13 protein-coding genes and 9 pseudogenes are annotated in these 16620 nt (G+C 67.1%); 9 read left to right on the top strand and 13 right to left on the bottom strand.

Going from position 1 to position 16620, the window contains the following annotated elements; genetic code table 11:
• Positions 1 to 322 precede the first annotated feature (322 nt).
• Positions 323 to 1035, bottom strand: a pseudogene (locus ACZ4SW_RS35640) (transposase).
• Between the two features lie 97 nt (positions 1036 to 1132).
• Between ACZ4SW_RS35640 and ACZ4SW_RS35635 the strand changes: the two are divergent.
• The 5 genes and pseudogenes from ACZ4SW_RS35635 to ACZ4SW_RS35615 all read left to right on the top strand — a co-directional run.
• On the top strand, positions 1133 to 1546 hold the full coding sequence (locus ACZ4SW_RS35635; RefSeq protein WP_468253226.1) for a hypothetical protein: 414 nt from the start codon (positions 1133 to 1135) through the stop codon (positions 1544 to 1546).
• Positions 1547 to 1909: 363 nt separating this feature from the next.
• The gene (locus ACZ4SW_RS35630) at positions 1910 to 2644 is read left to right on the top strand and encodes a WXG100 family type VII secretion target (protein ID WP_468253225.1); all 735 of its coding nucleotides are present in this window, start codon (positions 1910 to 1912) and stop codon (positions 2642 to 2644) included.
• Positions 2641 to 3204, top strand: coding sequence for a DUF6531 domain-containing protein (locus ACZ4SW_RS35625; RefSeq protein ID WP_468253224.1), 564 nt, complete (start codon positions 2641 to 2643; stop codon positions 3202 to 3204). Before ACZ4SW_RS35630 ends, ACZ4SW_RS35625 begins: the two co-directional genes overlap by 4 nt.
• A gap of 649 nt (positions 3205 to 3853) precedes the next feature.
• Positions 3854 to 4009: pseudogene (locus ACZ4SW_RS35620) on the top strand (helix-turn-helix domain-containing protein); the annotation flags it as partial.
• A gap of 203 nt (positions 4010 to 4212) precedes the next feature.
• A pseudogene (locus ACZ4SW_RS35615) lies at positions 4213 to 4550 on the top strand (transposase); the annotation flags it as partial.
• A 1015-nt stretch (positions 4551 to 5565) separates the two neighbouring features.
• On the opposite strand, the pseudogene ACZ4SW_RS35610 reads toward ACZ4SW_RS35615, so the two are convergent.
• From ACZ4SW_RS35610 to ACZ4SW_RS35590, 5 genes and pseudogenes are all read right to left on the bottom strand, one after another.
• A pseudogene (locus ACZ4SW_RS35610) lies at positions 5566 to 5748 on the bottom strand (ATP-binding protein); the annotation flags it as partial.
• Positions 5749 to 5913 (bottom strand): annotated as a pseudogene (locus ACZ4SW_RS35605) (Mu transposase domain-containing protein); the annotation flags it as partial.
• 12 nt (positions 5914 to 5925) lie between these two features.
• Positions 5926 to 6117, bottom strand: coding sequence for a hypothetical protein (locus ACZ4SW_RS35600; RefSeq protein WP_468253223.1), 192 nt, complete (start codon positions 6115 to 6117; stop codon positions 5926 to 5928).
• Between the two features lie 193 nt (positions 6118 to 6310).
• Positions 6311 to 6802: a DUF4265 domain-containing protein gene (locus ACZ4SW_RS35595; RefSeq protein WP_468253222.1), complete on the bottom strand. Its 492-nt coding sequence runs from the start codon at positions 6800 to 6802 to the stop codon at positions 6311 to 6313.
• 81 nt (positions 6803 to 6883) lie between these two features.
• Positions 6884 to 7822, bottom strand: a complete 939-nt coding sequence (locus ACZ4SW_RS35590) for a hypothetical protein (protein ID WP_468253246.1) — start codon at positions 7820 to 7822, stop codon at positions 6884 to 6886.
• Here ACZ4SW_RS35590 and ACZ4SW_RS35585 point away from each other — a divergent pair.
• On the top strand, positions 7808 to 8053 hold the full coding sequence (locus tag ACZ4SW_RS35585) for a hypothetical protein (protein WP_468253244.1): 246 nt from the start codon (positions 7808 to 7810) through the stop codon (positions 8051 to 8053). The two genes, ACZ4SW_RS35590 and ACZ4SW_RS35585, sit on opposite strands and share 15 nt — an antisense overlap.
• Here the strand turns inward: ACZ4SW_RS35585 and ACZ4SW_RS35580 are convergent.
• Positions 8026 to 8145 (bottom strand): annotated as a pseudogene (locus ACZ4SW_RS35580) (IS5/IS1182 family transposase); the annotation flags it as partial. The gene ACZ4SW_RS35585 and the pseudogene ACZ4SW_RS35580 sit on opposite strands and share 28 nt — an antisense overlap.
• A 109-nt stretch (positions 8146 to 8254) precedes the next feature.
• Between ACZ4SW_RS35580 and ACZ4SW_RS35575 the strand changes: the two are divergent.
• The gene (locus ACZ4SW_RS35575) at positions 8255 to 9439 is read left to right on the top strand and encodes an SMI1/KNR4 family protein (protein ID WP_468253221.1); all 1185 of its coding nucleotides are present in this window, start codon (positions 8255 to 8257) and stop codon (positions 9437 to 9439) included.
• Positions 9440 to 9572: 133 nt separating this feature from the next.
• Positions 9573 to 9769: pseudogene (locus tag ACZ4SW_RS35570) on the top strand (hypothetical protein); the annotation flags it as partial.
• 158 nt (positions 9770 to 9927) lie between these two features.
• Here ACZ4SW_RS35570 and ACZ4SW_RS35565 read toward each other — a convergent pair.
• The 3 genes and pseudogenes from ACZ4SW_RS35565 to ACZ4SW_RS35555 form a co-directional block, all read right to left on the bottom strand.
• Positions 9928 to 11157 (bottom strand): MFS transporter, encoded by a 1230-nt coding sequence (locus ACZ4SW_RS35565; RefSeq protein WP_468253220.1) that lies wholly within the window; start codon positions 11155 to 11157, stop codon positions 9928 to 9930.
• 53 nt (positions 11158 to 11210) lie between these two features.
• On the bottom strand, positions 11211 to 12167 hold the full coding sequence (locus ACZ4SW_RS35560; protein ID WP_468253219.1) for an EamA family transporter: 957 nt from the start codon (positions 12165 to 12167) through the stop codon (positions 11211 to 11213).
• A gap of 108 nt (positions 12168 to 12275) precedes the next feature.
• A pseudogene (locus ACZ4SW_RS35555) lies at positions 12276 to 12919 on the bottom strand (mycothiol-dependent nitroreductase Rv2466c family protein).
• A 207-nt stretch (positions 12920 to 13126) separates the two neighbouring features.
• Between ACZ4SW_RS35555 and ACZ4SW_RS35550 the strand changes: the two are divergent.
• Positions 13127 to 14014, top strand: a complete 888-nt coding sequence (locus tag ACZ4SW_RS35550; protein WP_468253218.1) for a LysR family transcriptional regulator — start codon at positions 13127 to 13129, stop codon at positions 14012 to 14014.
• Positions 14015 to 14068: 54 nt separating this feature from the next.
• Here ACZ4SW_RS35550 and ACZ4SW_RS35545 read toward each other — a convergent pair.
• The 3 genes and pseudogenes from ACZ4SW_RS35545 to ACZ4SW_RS35535 all read right to left on the bottom strand — a co-directional run.
• Positions 14069 to 14404, bottom strand: a pseudogene (locus ACZ4SW_RS35545) (methylenetetrahydrofolate reductase); the annotation flags it as partial.
• Positions 14405 to 14537: 133 nt separating this feature from the next.
• Entirely contained in the window at positions 14538 to 15131 is a 594-nt protein-coding gene (locus ACZ4SW_RS35540; RefSeq protein ID WP_468253242.1) for a YdeI/OmpD-associated family protein, read from the bottom strand.
• 879 nt (positions 15132 to 16010) lie between these two features.
• Positions 16011 to 16184: a hypothetical protein gene (locus tag ACZ4SW_RS35535; protein ID WP_468253217.1), complete on the bottom strand. Its 174-nt coding sequence runs from the start codon at positions 16182 to 16184 to the stop codon at positions 16011 to 16013.
• Positions 16185 to 16620: the final 436 nt, after the last annotated feature.

Below are 16620 nucleotides of genomic sequence, written 5' to 3'. Positions count from 1 at the left end.
TGGTGTGTGGTTTGGGTGTTTTTTGGTTTTTTTTTTTGTTTTTGGTTTGGCCCCCCCCCCCCCCCCCCCCCCCCCCCCCCCCCCCCCCCCCCCCCCCCCCAACCACCGGAGCAGGTCTGCTGGAACAGTCCCTGCTTCGTTCCCCTGAGTGTCGAGTGGCGATGGCCGGGGGAGCCGTGCGGTCAAGACACCGCAACGCCTTGACGACGAGTATGTCGGGGGGCGGAACGGATGGAAAGCGGCGACCGGACACATTTGGTCCCGCCTAAGAGTTGTCCCGTAATCGATCACGGTCGTGCTTGCTGACCTGCCTGCTCGCGGTTCAGCCTGTGACGCTGAGGTTGTGGAGGCGGGCTATGCCGAGCATGGCGTGGTGGACGCCGTCGCCTTTCAACCGGCAGTCGCGGAGGATCTTCCAGCTCTTCATCCGGGCGAAGGCGTGCTCGACGCGGGCCCTCACCTTGCGGTGCGAGGCGTTGTGTTCCTCTTTCCAGGCCGGAAGTTCGGCCTGGCCGGGTTCACGGCGGTGAGGGATGATCAGGCCAGTGCCCCGGTAGCCACCGTCGGCAATCACGATGGTCCGGCCGACGGCGTCCTTCGCACCGGACAGCTCCCATGCCTTGCAGTCGTTGCGGTTCCCCGGGACCGGCCGGCCGACGGTGACGACAAGGCGGGTGTCAGCGTCGATGACGACCTGGTGGTTGGTGGAGTACCGGTAGTTCTTCGACTGCTCCGCGATCGCGTGGTCACGGGTGGGAGGGCGAGCAATGGCCCGAGGTGGGCGATGATCCGGTCCGCGGCGGACTTCGAGACCCCGAACAGCGGGGCCAGCTGCCGCAGGGTGAGGTTCGTCCGCCAGTAAGCGGCCACCAGCAAGACTCTGTCCTCCAGCGGCAGGCCCCAGGGGCGGCCTTTGCGCACCGGGTCAGCGCCCTCCCGCCGCAACGCGCTCACGAGCTTCCCGAACGGTCGCGAACTCAGCCCGGTGAACGGGGCTATCCAGGAGGGTTCCGACGCCGTGATCACACCAGCCACGGTGAGATCGTCTCACCTTGATCATCCTCCGGGCCGCGCCCTCTGGCGGGGCGTATCTCGGTCGCCCGGACGGGATCCGCGTGAGATCCTCCCGCCCGTGGCTACGGAGACCGAGGTGGGAGAGCTGCTGCACCAGCGCGGCTGGCGGACGGCATTCACCGTCGCAGAAAGAGTGAACGCGTGGGCCGCCCTGGTAGGCGTCATTGAGCGCGGCTACGGCGACGACATCTACGAGTACACCAACGACCTCTACTGCCGAAACTGGCTGCACGAGGCGTGGCTCCTGTTGGACGACTACATCGTGCGGCTCTGGACCCCGCAGATCAAAGTTCTGGACGACCGGTACAAGGCGGCGACTGTCGACGACGACGGCCAGGCGCTCGAGCAGTTCCACAGGTTGCCCGGCTCCGACCTGTGGTGGTGGCGACGACACCCTCGCATCCTCACCGGAGACCTCGGGCGTTCGCTTCGCTTGGTCGGCGCCATCGGCGCCGACCCTGACACAGCATGACCCTCAGCCTCGTGGAGTTGCGGGACAACTCTTAGACACCTCTCTCAACGGCACGGGAGCCCTGTCCGTTTTCTACGGTCCCGCCGTCACCCGTCCGGGGGCCACCCTGAAAACCCTCAATGTGCCCGAGGTCGCCCGGCTCCTCGTGGACGGTCGTCACGGGCGGTCTGCCAGCGTTCATCAGCGCCGCGGAGACCGCCGCGATGCGTCAGCTGATCAAGCGCCTCGTGCCATCGGACAGACCACGGCTGTCCGGTCTTGAAAGTCGTCACGGCGCCGGGACGAACCCTTTGCTCTCTCATTGCCCGCCCGCATCTAGGTTCGATGGTGAACAGGTGTGTGCTGTCTCGTGATGGGGGCGTTGTGGCGATCGAGCTGCCTGATGAGGTCGTGTCGTTCCTTCAGTTCATCGGGGTGAACTGGCCGAACGTCAACGAGGACAAGGTCCGTGAAATCGCCTCGCATGTGAGGGAGTTCGCGGAGAACCTGGACAACACGCACCAGGAGTCCACGGCCACGATCAAACGGCTGGGCGATTCCTATCAGGGGGCTTCGTACGAAGCGCTGCTGGCGAAGTGGGCGCGGCTATCGAACAGTCACATGAGTGAGCTGATCGAGGCCTGCCATGTGGTGGCGACTGCGCTGGATGTGGCGGCGGACGTGATCGTGGGGATGAAGGTCGAAGCCATCGCCGAACTCGCCGTGCTGGCCGCGTCGTTCATCGCGGACCAGGCGGCGGCCGTGGCAACCCTCGGGATCGCCGAGGCCGCGGAGGTGCTGATCGTGAAGGCGGCCGAGGAACTGATGGACTTCCTTGAGCAGCAGTTGGAGCAGTACATCATCGGGCAGGTCATCGAGGCAGCCGTCGACCCGCTGGTAGAGGTGGTCGGGCGGGCCGTGACAGGCCTGGTGTTCCAGTCGGCCGAATCCGCATTGGGGGTTTCCGCCAGTGGCGGGGCCGGCTCCGTCGGGGAGGGCTTCTCCATCCATCCGGAGGCAGTGCACGCTCACGCGGAGCTGATGAACGGTCACGCCGAAACGGTGGCCTCCCACGCCGAGGCGTTCCGGACGAAGCTGGCGACGGTGAGCTTCGAGTGACCAACCGAATCGTCAAAGCCCTCGAGGACGGGGCGCAGAAGCTCGGCAAGACCATCGGCGAGGACGCCGGCAAGGCCGTCAAGGACCTCTACCACGACACAGGGAAACGGCTGAGGAATGTTGCCGACAACCACGTCGAGAACGACACCAAGAACGCCGCCGAACTGGAGAAGATCCTCAAGGGCGGCAAAGACGGGGAAGGAATGGGGCCCGGGTCCCCGTCGAAAGGCCCGGGTGGCAACGGCGGCTCGGCCGGCAGTAAGCCAGATCTGCTGAACAAGGCGCTCGACGACCCTCGCCACCACAGCGTGGAACCGAAGAACCGTGCGTGCAAGGAAGACCCGATCGACGTCGCCAGCGGCCAGATGCTGTTGGAACAGACCGACCTCACGCTGCCCGGTGTGCTGCCCCTCGTGCTCAAGCGCACGCATCTGTCGGACTACACCTTCGGCACCTGGTTCGGCCCGTCCTGGGCCTCGACCGTGGACGAGCGGATCGAGGTGATCCACGGCCTGCGGGCCCGGCCGTCGACGTCGACCAGCACCGCCGCCTGGACGTGATCGGTCTCCCACACCTGGTTCCGCCAGCCCCACGGCCAGGCCAGGAACACATCACGCTTGCACGCCGCCCGCTCCCCACCCCCGGTGCCCGGGCCACAGCCTCGTCCCGCTCAACGGCCGCCAGCCACCGCCACACCCCACGCTCCCGCACCCCCAGCACGTCCGCCGCCGACCTCACCTGCCCAGTGGTGAGGCTCCCCTCCCACCGCAGGGCCAGCAGACGGCACACCACCGGCCCCCGCAACGCCCGAACCGACACAGCCGGCAAAACCCCACTCGAACCACCACCCGCCCCTTCCGGAGCCAGACCCAGCTCTCCCTGATCCACACCCCCAAGCACACCAACACCCACCGGCCAGGGAATCAGAACCCACAAAACTGAGACAACGACACCCCCCATGCAACAAAGCCCAGAACAGCAACGCCCCGCAGCTCTCTCACGCCCAAAACACTGACCCCACACCTCCAAACCGCCACCGACCAGCAACAACACACCCAGCCCCCACCATCTCGCACCCCACCACCCCAAAACCAAGACATCGCACTCAGGTCCTGTCAGAGGCATGACCGCATTATCCAGGTACTACTGACCTTTGCGGCGATGTCGTTGGGGGCTGACGATGTGTGATCGTCGCGGTATGCCGGCTGTGTGAGATATCCGCAGGGTGATGGGCTGACGCCTGAACAGCAGGCGTTTCGCGAGCGGATCCGGCTGGAGGCCGCGGAGCGATTTGCTGCGGGTGCTTCCTACACCGAGGTCGCCAAGGACTTACGGCTGAGTGTGCGCTCGGTGCAGCGCTGGCGCTGGTCTGCCTTAATCTCATGACAGCACTCCTCAACCCATCACGCAAATGGCGGAACGTGCGCATTTCGGTTGACGATTCACCTTTCCCGCACCCATCCGAGGCTACAGATTCAACATTTGAATCGTTGATTTCCATGCGGAAGACGCGGCTCCGTCCGAGGCTTCAGTCGTCGTAGTCGTCCTCGTCCTCGTCGTCTTGCATCTACCGCGACCTGCTCATCGCCGCCCACCAGCAGCTCGGCGCACCCATTGTGCTGGTGTGGGACAACCTCAACGTCCACAAGGACCGCCGACTGCGCGACACCCCCGACTGGATCAGCTGCTACTTCCTGCCGGCCCGGCCTATGCACCCGACCTCAACCCCGTCGAGGGCATCTGGTCACTGCTACGACGCAGCAGCCAAGCCAACGCCGCATTCACCGACCCCGACCACCTCATCAGCACACTCCGACACGGTCTCCGCCTCATCCAGTACCGCGACAACCTCATCAACGGATGTCTCGCCGAAACCGGCCTCACCTTGACGAGATCACTGCAGTAACGTCAGTAACTGGCTGTAGCTGGGGATTCCCCAGACACGTTGCGAGACTCGAACGCGAAGTCGAGGCGCGCGACGCTCGGTCTGGCAAGCTCCAGGCGCTGGCCGACCTTAGGTTGGAGTGAGCGGTGTAGCCAATGACCACGCCACGGCCGACCACCTCATGACGGTGGCCATCCGTGGCATGTAGCCCTCGGTGAGTTCAGGCGAGGGTGCTGTTGCTGGCATTGAAGAGCTACTCGAAGCGGCTCACGGCCGTCGCGGAGAGTACGAGGGCGGGTTGTCGATGACGACCCACCACTTCGGTTACCGGGGCCAGAGGTGCCGTGAAAGCTCTTCCTTGAGTCGGTTGGTGAGCTGCTCACCTTGCTGCAGGTCCTCCACGGGCAGGCGGACGACCTGGATCCCGCAGCGCTGCCACTGAAGGTCTCGGTTTCTGTCATCGGCGTACCGGCGGCGGTCTCGGTGGTGGGTGGCGTTAACGGTCAGAACTGGCCCCGCTTTTCCGGCCCGACCTGGCCCCACCGGAGGGGCCGTGCGGCGATTGTTCCGGCTTGAAGTGGCCCCGGCTTCCGGTCTGCTCCGGCCCTACCTTCGCCGGGACGGCTGTGCTGGGCGACTTGCTGTGGGAGAGAATGCTGGGCATGACGACTTGAAGAGCACCGGCCGGGCGGCAGCACTGGCGCAAGGTCGGGACCTGGGACACGGTCTTCGACGGGGACTGTCGGATCTGTGCCGCCTGCAAAACGCCCGTCCGCTCGTACCAGTACCGCTTCTATCCGCCCGAGTCATCTCTGTTCAGGCGGTGCATCGGGCTCGCCTGGTGTTCCAGTTGCCGGATCTACTCCGGCAATATGGTGCAGGTCCCGCGAAATCGGGTCCTGGTCGACGCCCTCGCTTCGCTTCCTGGCGAACAACGGGAGACGCTTGCACGTTCGGAAACACGACTGATTGAGTTCCTGGACCGCCAGGCCGAGGCAACAGGGATTAAGATCCCACCGGCCAGCTGGTCTTGGGGCTACTTCTTCGTCTGCAGTTGCTTGGCCCTGGCCTGGGCGAGGCGGTAGGACTCGGTGCCGGTCTCGATGATGGTGCCGTTGAAGGTGAGTCGGTCGACGATGGCCGCGCAGAGCCGGGGGTCGGTGAACGTCTTGGTCCAGCCTCCGAACGATTCGTTCGAGGCGATGGCCACAGCGCCCTTGGTCGTCAGGCGGGGGTGGCGGGCGATCTTGGTGCGGCCGTGGAAGACCACGACCTCGCTCGAGCGCAGGAGAACGTGGACGGTGCGGCCGATGAAGCGGACCGGAACCGAGTAGCGGCAGACCCGGACGGCGACCATGCCGTAGCGGTCGACCCGCGGGTTCAGTGCGAGGCCGGTCTAGAAGGGAGCCTCGGGCAGGGGCAGCAGGAGCGGGGCCTCGCGGGCGAAGTCCTGGCCGATGGTGCGGATCCGCATCCCGATCCGCCGGTTCTCCTCGGCCGCCTCGAAGCCGGCGAAGGCGTCGTTGAGCTCGTTCAGGCAGTCGACGCGCGGGACCGGGGTCAGGTAGTTCCGGCGCCAGTAGCCCACCTGACCCTCGACCCCTCCCTTCTCATGGGCTCCGCGAAGTCCCGGCTCGCAGTAGAACGGGGTGATCGAGAACCTCCGCGAGTTCGGGAAATCTGAAGCCTCTGGGCTGCGAACTCAGGTATGCGGAAGCCGTATCGTGGTGTCAAAGGGCCCAGTTCTTCGAAGTGTGGGCGTTTGCCACGTGCTGATTCGATCAGCGTGGGGCGGAGAAGGGCATGGCGTCAGCCCACTCCCAGAACGCGCCAGCCTCTGCGACCTCGCGTTCCATGACCTCGAACAGCCGCGAAGGGAGTGTCTGAGGCGGAACGTCGACCGCGACGTGACGGTCACCGCTCCATTCGCTCAGCAGGCCAGCCGCGTCGATTTCGTGCCTGATGCGAGCAGTCGCCTCGGTCAGCCGTGCCGAGTCCGGGCTAGGCATGAGAAGCATCCGCAGGACGCGGTGCCGGGAGAGCCCCACCACCTCGCTGACCTCGTCATCAGCTGAGAGAAGCACGCGGTCTCCCAGGGCCAGTCCGTAGACGCGGAAGGGGATGCAGGCGATGGAGAACATGCCGTCGTTGAGGGGCTTGAGCCAGAGCTGCTCCATCTGCCCGTCCAGCCCAAAAGGGGCGAGGTCGGCATGGGCGATGTAGTTGCTCTGAGCACGTCCGACAGGATCGTCGTGAACTATGAACTCCGTCATGTGCTTCCCCTTGCTCGAATGTGCTGCGCGGCCATGATGCCGCGGCGGTCCGTTGAGTCGTGCGGCAGGGAGGCGGCCCGTTCAGCAGTTGCGTGAATCGTGTTCGGCAGCGGAAGGGGCGACGGCGGTTGTGTAGCGAAGGCTGGTCTTGGCGCCGAGCGAGAAGACGTGCGCGAGGTGAAGAGGATCCGCGCCGCTGGCGAGAGCCTCCTCGAGAATGCGGTCCTGCCGCAGCCGGTCGAGGCCCACGGGCAGCGGTTTGACCAGCTTGTCCAGCCAGAAGGTGCCGACTGCCGTCGTGGTGGTGGCCGTGTTCCGGCTGATCAGCAGATGCGGGTTGGTGCTGTTCGGCCAGCGGCCGCGCCGGTAGTCGAGGTAATCGTTGATCGCCTTGGCGGTGTACTCGTCCAGGGGACGGTTGAGGCTTTCGGGGTCCAGACGGCACTCGGCCAAGTCCACCTGGTCCAGCAGCAGCATGCGGATCTGGAGGGCCGACAGGGCATGGATTCCAGACAGGGCGACGACCACTCGCAGAGCCGGATCCTGCAGGGCAGCCTGAGCGACGGCTTCCACCTCTTCTGTGGTGAGGGAGGCGGGGATTGTGGTGGGGATTTTGCCGCCCTTGATGCCGCGCATCGGGTTGCTGAAGATCAGCCGCTCGGCCTTGAGCGTCGCGAACAGCGAGCGTAGGGCACTTGCCTCGTAGGCCCGGTGATACCGGTTGGTCAGCCAGGTGGTGAGGTCATCACGTGTGACCTGCCGCAGGGTTGTGTACTTTCCGCCGTACTCGGTGAGGAACGGCAGGACGAGCCTGAGCAGGGTGACGACCGTGGACCGGGCCCGTGGCCTGCGGCGGGAAGTCCCGTGCCGCAGGAGCCTGATCCACGTGTCCAGCTCCGCCCGGATGTCTGGGGCCAGGAAGGCGAAGTGCTTCTGGCACCACCGGTCGAGCGAGTCGGCCCGGTCGTCGAGGAAGATCTCCAGGTTCTCGAACACCTCCAGGACGTGATTGGCGAGCACCGCGGTGTCGGTGAGCTGGGCGATGGTCGAGGCCCTGATCCGCTCGCCTGGTCGGTGGACTGCGCAGAGGATGCGGATGCCGCGACACTCACCGAGCCGACGGTGCGAGGTGGCCAGCCCCGCAGTTCCCCGATCCGGGTGGTCCGGCTGATCAAGAAGGCCGCCAATTCCGAGTCGAGCAACGGCAGTTTGCTGCTGACACCCCGGCCGGCGCTCAGACGCCGCGAGTGAGAGCCGATCACGCGACGGTGCTGCCGCAGACGGGTGGACAGGAAGCGTAGGGCAGAACTGGACACGTCGACGCCCGACGGGTAGACAAGCATGCCAAGCCTCTGGTGAAGACGGTCATCTTGGTCGAAAACCCATCTACCAGGGGCTTCACCGCATTGTCAGCCCGACCATCCTGTTCCCGCGGCAGGTTGGAAGGAGCTCATGTCCTTCCCCGCCCTCCCGGTCAACACCCGTTCGCTCCCGATAAAGGGCTATAGACCCGTGAACGCTTCAGACCCGCACGTCAACGCCTTCGCCGAGATCTTCGGCGATCCGCCGGCCGACTTCGCCGTACCTGTCGACTGGGCGGCAGTCGAGTCCTGGTTGGGGACGAGCCTGCCCGCCGACTACAAGGCCATCGCCGCCGCGTACGGCCCACTCGACATTGGCGCCTGGCTCTGGCTTCACATGCCATGCGTCAACCGCGATTGGTTCGACTATGGGGCCTGGGTCCAGCAGACTCGACGTGATACCCCCGGCGTCCTTCCCTTCGGCGCCACCCGTACCGCCGATACCTTCTACTGGGACACCACAGCATCCGACGACCCCGACCTGTGGCCGGTGGTCATGCACTGTCAGGACGACGAGAACGCGGGCCGCGACCCCTGGCGGCGCTTCGCGACCCCGCTCGTGCCGACGCTGGCCCGGCTCGTGGCCGACGGCATGCGCCCGGTGGCCGCCCGAAGTGGCATGCAAGCCGACCTGGAGCGCACCCCGTGGACACCGCCGCCCCGGCGACCGGAGCCAACCGCTCAGCAGCGGGCGGCACTCACCACGGGCAGCGGGCTGGAGACTTTGATCGCACTCGTCCCGCCGCCGGAGACACCCGCGCTAGGTGAGCACGACTGGGACTGGCTGTACGAACGGCTGGGTACACGTCTGCCCGGCGAGTACGTACGACTGATGGAGCGGTACGGGGCCGGCTCCTGGTGCGGCTGGCTGCGCTTCAACATCCCCTTCGGCGAGGACCGGTACGCGCTCGCACCGTGGGCCGAGTGGTACGCGGAGACCTACCAGGGGCAGCGAGCCGAGTTCCCTGAGTATCATCCCCTGGCTGTCTATCCCGAGCCCGGGGGATTCCTGCCCTTCGCCGACTCCATCGACGGCGACCAACTGTGCTGGCTGACCGAAGGTGCCACGCCGGACGACTGGCCATTGATCGTTGTACGGCGCCATGCCGCCCAAGGCCCACCGCTCAGCACCGACCTCACCAAAACCCTGCTGGAGTGGCTGCGCGGCCGGTTCGCGACCGAGGGCCTGCCCCCGCTCGGACGCCGCGACGAGGACCCCCTCGACTACATCGAATTCGTGCCCTACGACGCGGAACCAGCCGCTGATGACCAATGATTCAGCGCCGCATTGGTCGAGTTCGAGGTAGGTAGCCGACTCCATCAGCTCAACCCACCCTGTCGCTGCCGCTCCACGGCAGGCTCCTGCGATGTCGGCGGGCGGCCCATTCGTGGAAGCGGAGGCGACCGGCTTCGCGGACAAGGGGCAGAAGGGGTACCAAGGTACCGGCCCCGCGGTCCTGGTACCCCAGCGCGGCCAGCGGGAGGACCGATCCACAGGTCTGAAGGACTGGCGGCTGCTGCGGAAGCTGAGGTGTTCCATCATCCGCATCACCACCCTGGTTCAGGCCGTCCTTACGTGCATCTGACCAGGTCAGACCGAGGGTGAAAAGCGCTCATTGAGTATCGAATAATGCTACGGCCAACGGTGCCGAATTCTGCCGAGCGGGGAAGCAGAAAAACGCCGACGCGCATTCCCTTGGCCGTCGGGGGATTTCCGGCCAAGGGGATGCGCGTGGCCTCGCGGGAATTGCGAGGGCGGGCCAGTCAGGCGGTGGGGGCCAGCTGGTCGTCCTCGGAGAGGGACTGTGCCGGGGTCTCCTTCTTCCAGCCGGTGCCGAGCCTGAGGAGCAGCGAGGCGGCGGCGAGGATCACGCCGAACCAGATGACGCGGGTGACGCCCATGTGGTCGACGATCAGGCCGCCGAAGAGGGCGCCGAGGGCGATGCAGGTGTTGTACGCCATGGTGTTGAGCGACATCGCGGCCTCGAACGTGTCCGGCGCGGAGGCCAGCGTCATGTTGACCTGGGACAGCTGCACCGCGCCGAAGGACAGGCCCCACAGGATCAGGGCGATCACGGCACCGGTCTCCGCGTCGCCGATTCCGCGGAGCAGCAGCAGGGCGGCCAGCAGCCCGACGAGTCCGACGACGAAGGTGCCGCGCAGGCTGCGGTTGACCGTGTAGCCAGCGACGAAGTTCCCGATGGCGCCGCCGATACCGAAGATGATCAGCACCACCGTGATGAAGGTGGAGCCGGCTCCGGCCTCGTCCTCCAGGTAGGGGCGGACGAACGTGTACGCGCCGAAGTGGCCGAGGACGAAGAAGATGACGATGAGCAGCACCGTGCGCAGCTGCCCATTCTTCACCGGCAGTCCGAAGACCTCGCGTACCGAGACGGCGTTCTGCGACGGCAGCGACGGGATGACCGCGGCGACCGCGAGGAAGACCAGCAGGCTCAGACCAGCCCAGATGTCGAAGGTGGTCCGCCAGTTGGTGTGGGCCTCGACGACGGTGCCGAGCGGAATGCCGACGACCGTGGCGATGGAGATGCCGGACATCACCACCGCGGCCGCACGGCTGGCGTGCCGCTCGGGCACGATCCGCATGGCCATGCTGACGCCGATCGCCCAGAAGACGCCGCTGGCGAATCCCATGCACAGACGCGTCGCGAGAATCAGCGGGTAATTCGGGGAAACGGCGGTGATGAGATTTCCGAGGGCCAGCACCGCGAGAAGGGTGGGCAGGAGGTAACGCCGGTTGATGCGGCGGGTCCAGGCCACGATGAACGGCACGCCGAGGCCGGCCGCGACACCCTGCGCGGTCACCATGAGACCGGCGGTGCCGACGGAGATACCCAGGCTCTTGCTCAGCGGAGTGAGGAGACCCACGGGCATCAGTTCAGTGGTGAGGAAGACGAAAAGACTGGCGGTGATGGCAGCGACGCCGATCCAGGCCCTGACGGCCGACGTCGGGCTTTTCCGCTCCGTTACGGACATGACTACTCTCCAACAATCAGCTCAAGTGAGGTGCCGGGGACTTAAGAGGGACGTCAGGAACCCGTTCCGCCCCGGCCGGCGGCGGGCTTGGGCGCGAGCACCGCGGGTTCCTCACCGACGGGCCCGGTCCCGGAGGGTGGGCTCTGCGGCTTGGCCGGCCGGGGCTGCGCGAGCATCACGGCGATGAGGATCACGAGGATGCCGACGATCTGCAGCGCGGAGAACGTCTCGCCCTGGAAGACGAAGCCGAGGATGGTCGCGACGACGGGGCTGCCGAGGGCCAGGAAGGAGACGGCCAGGGCGGGCAGTTTCTCGATGCCGCGGAACCACAGCGCGTAACTGATGACCGCGCCGAGGACGATGAGGTAGGCGAACCCGAAGATGTTGGTCCCGGTCAGGGAGCCGGGCAGCCCTTCGACGTCGAGGGTGAAGGGCAGCGACACCAGCCCGCCGGCCAGCAGCTGCCAGCCGGTGAAGGGCAGCAGCCCCACTCCCTCGGGGCGCCCCCAGCGTTTGGTGAACGTGATGCCGGTGGCCATGCAGGCCGCACCGCCGAGGCCGGCGGCCACACCGACCGTGTCCAGCGCCGTGGATCCCTTGAACACCAGCAGGACGACTCCGGCCGCGCCGAGCGCGCAGGCCAGCGCGTGCACCGGGCGGATCTTGTCGCCGATCAGCAGCGCAGCCAGGATCAGCACGATCATCGGCTGCACCGACATGAGCATCGCCGCGACGCCGCCCGGCAGACGGTAGGCGGCGACGAACAGCAGCAAATTGAACGCGCCGATATTGAGCGTCCCGAGCACCAGGGAACGCCACAGCCACTGGCCCTTGGGCAGCACCCGGGAAATGAGCAGCAGAATGAGACCCGAGGGTAGTGCCCGCATGGTCGTGGCGAGCAGGGGCCGGTCCGGCGGCAGCCATTCGGTCGTCGCCAGATACGTGCTTCCCCAGATCGCCGGCGCCAGCGCCGTCACACCCGAGGTGAGGAATTGCCGGCCACTGTTCATGGCGCACCGTCCTCCGCAGCGAGACACCTGACGCCAAAACAGCGGGAGCCAGACAGAAGAATTGTGTTCACGTCACCGTTTCCTGAGCACAGAAGGCCGCGGCGATGCCTAGTCGAAAATGGCATCGCGCGTGCGCGAACGCTTCAGTTCGAAGAATCCGTCGGTGCCCGCGAGGGCGAGCACGCCGTCCCACAGCCGGCCGGCCGCCTCACCGCGCGGCGCGGCGAGATGACCGGGCCGAAGAACGCGATGAGTTCGCCGTCGGGACCGGGCACGTGGATGACGGGGGTGCCGACCTCGGTGCCGACGTGGTCCATGCCGGCGTGGTGGCTGGCGCGCAGCGCCTCGTCGTAGTCGGTGGTTTCGGCCACCTCGACCAGGTCCTTTGGCAGGTCGGCCTCGGCGAGCGCAGCGACCATCATGTCCCGCTTCAGGCCCGCCTGCTTGAGGTGGATGAGGGCGCCCATGGCGTTGTAGAGGGGGCGCAGCACGTCCGTGCCGTACCGCTCCTCGGCGGCGATGCACACGCCCACCGGGCCCCAGCCGTCGATCATGCCCTGCCGGTACTTCTCCGGCACTTCCCGGCCCTGGTTGAGCACGGAAAGGCTCATGATGTGAAAGCGCGTCTCGATGGGCCGTACCTTTTCCACCTCCAGCAGCCACCGAGAGGTGATCCACGCCCACGGGCATCGCGGGTCGACCCACATGTCGACGACGGTCTTCGCCTGCTGGGTGGATGGCGTGCTGGTCATGGAAAAGCCGGTCCTTCCGGTCGAATTCAGATACGGGTGAATGGGGAATTGCCGCCGTCCCGCCGGAACTCGTTCAACCAGAGAAATACGGGTCATAGCAAGGTCCTGGGGTGCCGGACGTGGCACGCTCAAATTCTGGATCGGCCCTCGCCAATGAGTCCAACACATGTTTGTCATCTCATTTATCTCCTGGCAAGATAGATCGCCATGGAGCTGCAGCAGATGCGCTACGTGGTCGCGGTCGCCGAGACGAACAGCTTCACCCGGGCCGCGGAGCGCTGTCTGGTCGTCCAGTCCGCCCTCAGCCACCAGATCGCGCGTCTGGAGCAGGAGCTGGGGGCGAAGCTGTTCGAGCGCACCACGCGCCGGGTGCGGCTCACCCCGGCCGGTGCGGCGTTCCTGCCGGCGGCCCGCCAGTGTCTGGAGGCCGCCGAGCGCGCGGCCCTCGAGGTCGCCGCGGCCGTCGGGGAGGTCCGCGGGCGGCTCTCCGTCGGGCTGATCCCGTCCGTCGCCGCCGTCGACATCCCGGGCGCACTGCGCGACTACCGGCAGCGGTATCCGCAGGTACGCATCAGCCTGCGGGTGGGGGCGAGTGACGACCTCGTGGAGCAGGTCAAGCAGGGAGCCATCGAGGTGGCCTTCCTGGGGCTGCCCACCACGGTGCGGCCCGAGGGGGTCAGCTGCCGGGAACTCGCCCGTGACCGGCTCGTCGCCGTCGTCGCGCCCGACCACCCGCTGGCCGACGAGCCGACGATCGACCTGCGCCGGCTGTCCTCGGAGGTGTTCGTCGACCTGCCCGCGAGGACCGCCGGGCGCGCCCAGTCCGACCTGGCGTTCTCCGCCGCAGGCCTGACCCGTGACGTGGCGTTCGAGGTGACCAACGCGGATTTCCTGGCGCGGCTGGTCGGGCAGGGCCTCGGCGTGGCGATGCTGCCCGCCGCGTACGTGGCCCAGCTCAGCGGCGTCACGACCATCGAGGTCATCGACGCCCCGGCCCGCGTCGAGTACATCATCTGGAGCCCGGACAGCCGCACCCCCGCGGCCACGGCGTTCCTGCGCGTCCTCGGGGTGCCCGACGCCGAAGCCGCCGTGTGACAACAGCGCGGCCCGCTGGGTGCGGGCCGCGCCGCAAGTGTCTTTCAGAACAGATCAGTTGGCGGTCAGCGCCGGCCGCCGGGGTCGTATGTTGCGGTGGATCTCCAGCGTCGCCGTGGACCTGTTGAGGGTGATGTAGTGCAGGCCGGGCGTGCCCTCGGCGAGGAGACGTTCGGCCATCGCGGTGACGTACTCGACGCCGATGCGGTGGCCCTGCTCCGGGTCGTGGGCGGCGGCCTCCAGACGGTGGGCCAGGTCCTCGGGGAAGGCGGCTCTGCTCAGCTCGGCGAAACGGCGGATCTGGCGGCCGTCGGTGGCCGGCATGATCTCCGGGATGATCGGGGTGTCGCAGCCGGCCGCCGCCACCCGGTCCCGCAGCCGCAGATAGTCGGGTCTTCGATCTTGAGCGGTGCGCCTGCTCAGCGCCTCTGACGTTTTGTCACGCTCAGTGAGCACACCTGGTGGCGGCTGCCGCGGCCGCAGGCGCGCCGGGAGCCCACACGGCCACAGACTCGCTTCGCGATTACGGGTACAGCTTCTCGCCCTTCGCCAGCATCGCTACGTACTTCTCGATCCGGCGCGCCCGGGTCTCGGCCTTCTTGGCGTCCTGGATCCGGTACAGGATCGAGTAGCGGTTCTGCCGGTCCAGCGTCTCGAAGAACGCCGCCGCGGCCGGTTCGGCGGTCAGGGCCGCCGCGAGGTCGTCCGGCACCGTGGCGGTCTTCGCGCCGTCGTAGGCCGCCTCCCAGCGGCCGTCTGCCTTGGCGCGATCAACCTCGGCCTGCCCTGGCGGACGCATCCGGCCCTGCTCGATCAGGGCGGCCACCTTGTCCCGGTTGACCTTGGACCACTTGCTGCTCGGCTTGCGCGGGGTAAACCGCTGGAGCCACCACTGGTCGTCAAACTTGGCTTTCTGGCCGTCGATCCAGCCGTAGCAGAGTGCCACGTCGAGCGCCTGGGCGTAGTCCAGCGCGACGATTCCAGGGCCCTTCTTGCGAAGCTTGAGCCAGATGCCGGGCGAGACGGCGTGGTTCTCGCCGAGCCATGCCGCGAATGTCTCGGCGGATTCGAATGCGACGATCTCCAAGTCCTGAGTCACCCCAGCAGCGAACCACACCCGGCCGATTGCCGTGACGCATTCGGGCACGGCCGGGGAAGCTCGCGATGATCTCCGCATCGGGACGCTGCAAGAACAGCTCCTCCGTGTCGCGCGCAAGGTCGTCGCAAGCACGGCAGGCCATGTCGAACTGTGCAAGGAGGGCGAGCGTCTGCCGTCCCATCGCCCGCTCCACCAGAGCCGGCTGGCGGAGCCAGGTCCGACGGAACACCTCAAGGATCCGGTCGGTCTCAGCCTCGATGCGGCGCTGGCGTCCGGCCTGTGCGACCGCGGTCCTCAGGCGTGCGCGGGTCAGCCGGGCAGCCTCGGCTGGAGTAGGCGCGATGGCCAGGATCATCCGGGCCTCCCGGGCCAGCAACTGCTCGCGCTTGGAGACGAAAGCCTCGAGGATCGCGGGGTAGTACTCGCGCAGGTGGGAGCGGAGCCGATTGTGGGCGCGGGTGCGGTCCCAGACTGCATCCTGCTGAGCCCTGGCGAGGACGCCTACCCCCCTCCTCCCGCCACCACGGCCCGCTCCAGCCGCCCACGCCGCCTAACCACCACGGGGGCGAGCAACACCCGCACCCGAACACCGCAGATCCGCGTCGCCCGGCATGGCGCGCCCGGCCCCTGACGGGGCCCGCGATCCCTGTCCCTGGTGCGCGGTCGGTGGGTATGAACTGGACCGGCCGTTGGCCGGCGAGGGGGAAGCCCCCTGCCGACGGCTCCGGGCGTGGCAGGGGCCGGGCCCCAGCCGGGGCCCGGGCAGCTGGATGCGGGAGGCGGCAGGCCATGCGTGGGTGCACAGCCGCCTCGGAGAGCGACGCCGGTGGGCGCGCCTTGACGGCCCATCGCATCCCGTCGGAAACGGGCGGCCCAGTGTAGGGCGGGATCTTCGGGTCATCGGCCCGCGATCACCGCGACCACGGCGCCCATCACCGCCAGCCCGGCCAGTCCAACAGTCAGTGGCTGGGTCAGTGGAGGGTGCCGGTGTACGAGGTAGGCCAGCCCTCCGAAGAGCAGTAGACCGACCAGGACCAGCAGCAGGACGACCAGTAGAGCGAGCGTGGACACGACGGATTCCTCTCGGATTCAGGCATGCGGAGGCCACATGCGGGATGTGGATGTTGGAGCGCAAAGGCTCCCTCGCCCTTGCGTCGCGGACGGAAGCGTCCGAGTGGGCGGCCCAAGGATGGCGGAGGCATGGCTTAGCCCCGCAACTCCGCTCTGAACTGGGCCTTTGCGAAGCGCGCCGCGACGTGCTCGACTCTGCCAGACCGGATTTTCGGTTACCAGGGTCGCGACGCGTCCATGTCCGAGGTTTAGCTCCTGACCTGCAGAAACCAGAAGAAGCAGGGACCGGATCGAAACCGTCCTCACCGCCGTTACCGCCCACCTCCTCGAGGAACGCGGACGACGCAACGGCACCCCCGCCACCGCCCCGCAATGGCTGCACCTGACTTCCTTCACCGGTCACGGCATCGACATCGTGGGCCGCACGCCCGACGGC

Source organism: Streptomyces sp. NPDC028331 (assembly GCF_055565775.1).
This window is presented reverse-complemented; position numbering and strand designations above follow the sequence as displayed.

Bases quoted from the DNA above. Each gene is read 5' to 3' on its own strand.
- ACZ4SW_RS35560 (WP_468253219.1), bottom strand. From the start codon at position 12,167: ATGAACAGTGGCCGGCAATTCCTCACCTCGGGTGTGACGGCGCTGGCG.
- ACZ4SW_RS35550 (WP_468253218.1), top strand. From the start codon at position 13,127: ATGGAGCTGCAGCAGATGCGCTACGTGGTCGCGGTCGCCGAGACGAAC.
- ACZ4SW_RS35595 (WP_468253222.1), bottom strand. From the start codon at position 6,802: ATGACGGAGTTCATAGTTCACGACGATCCTGTCGGACGTGCTCAGAGC.
- ACZ4SW_RS35575 (WP_468253221.1), top strand. From the start codon at position 8,255: ATGTCCTTCCCCGCCCTCCCGGTCAACACCCGTTCGCTCCCGATAAAG.
- ACZ4SW_RS35565 (WP_468253220.1), bottom strand. From the start codon at position 11,157: ATGTCCGTAACGGAGCGGAAAAGCCCGACGTCGGCCGTCAGGGCCTGG.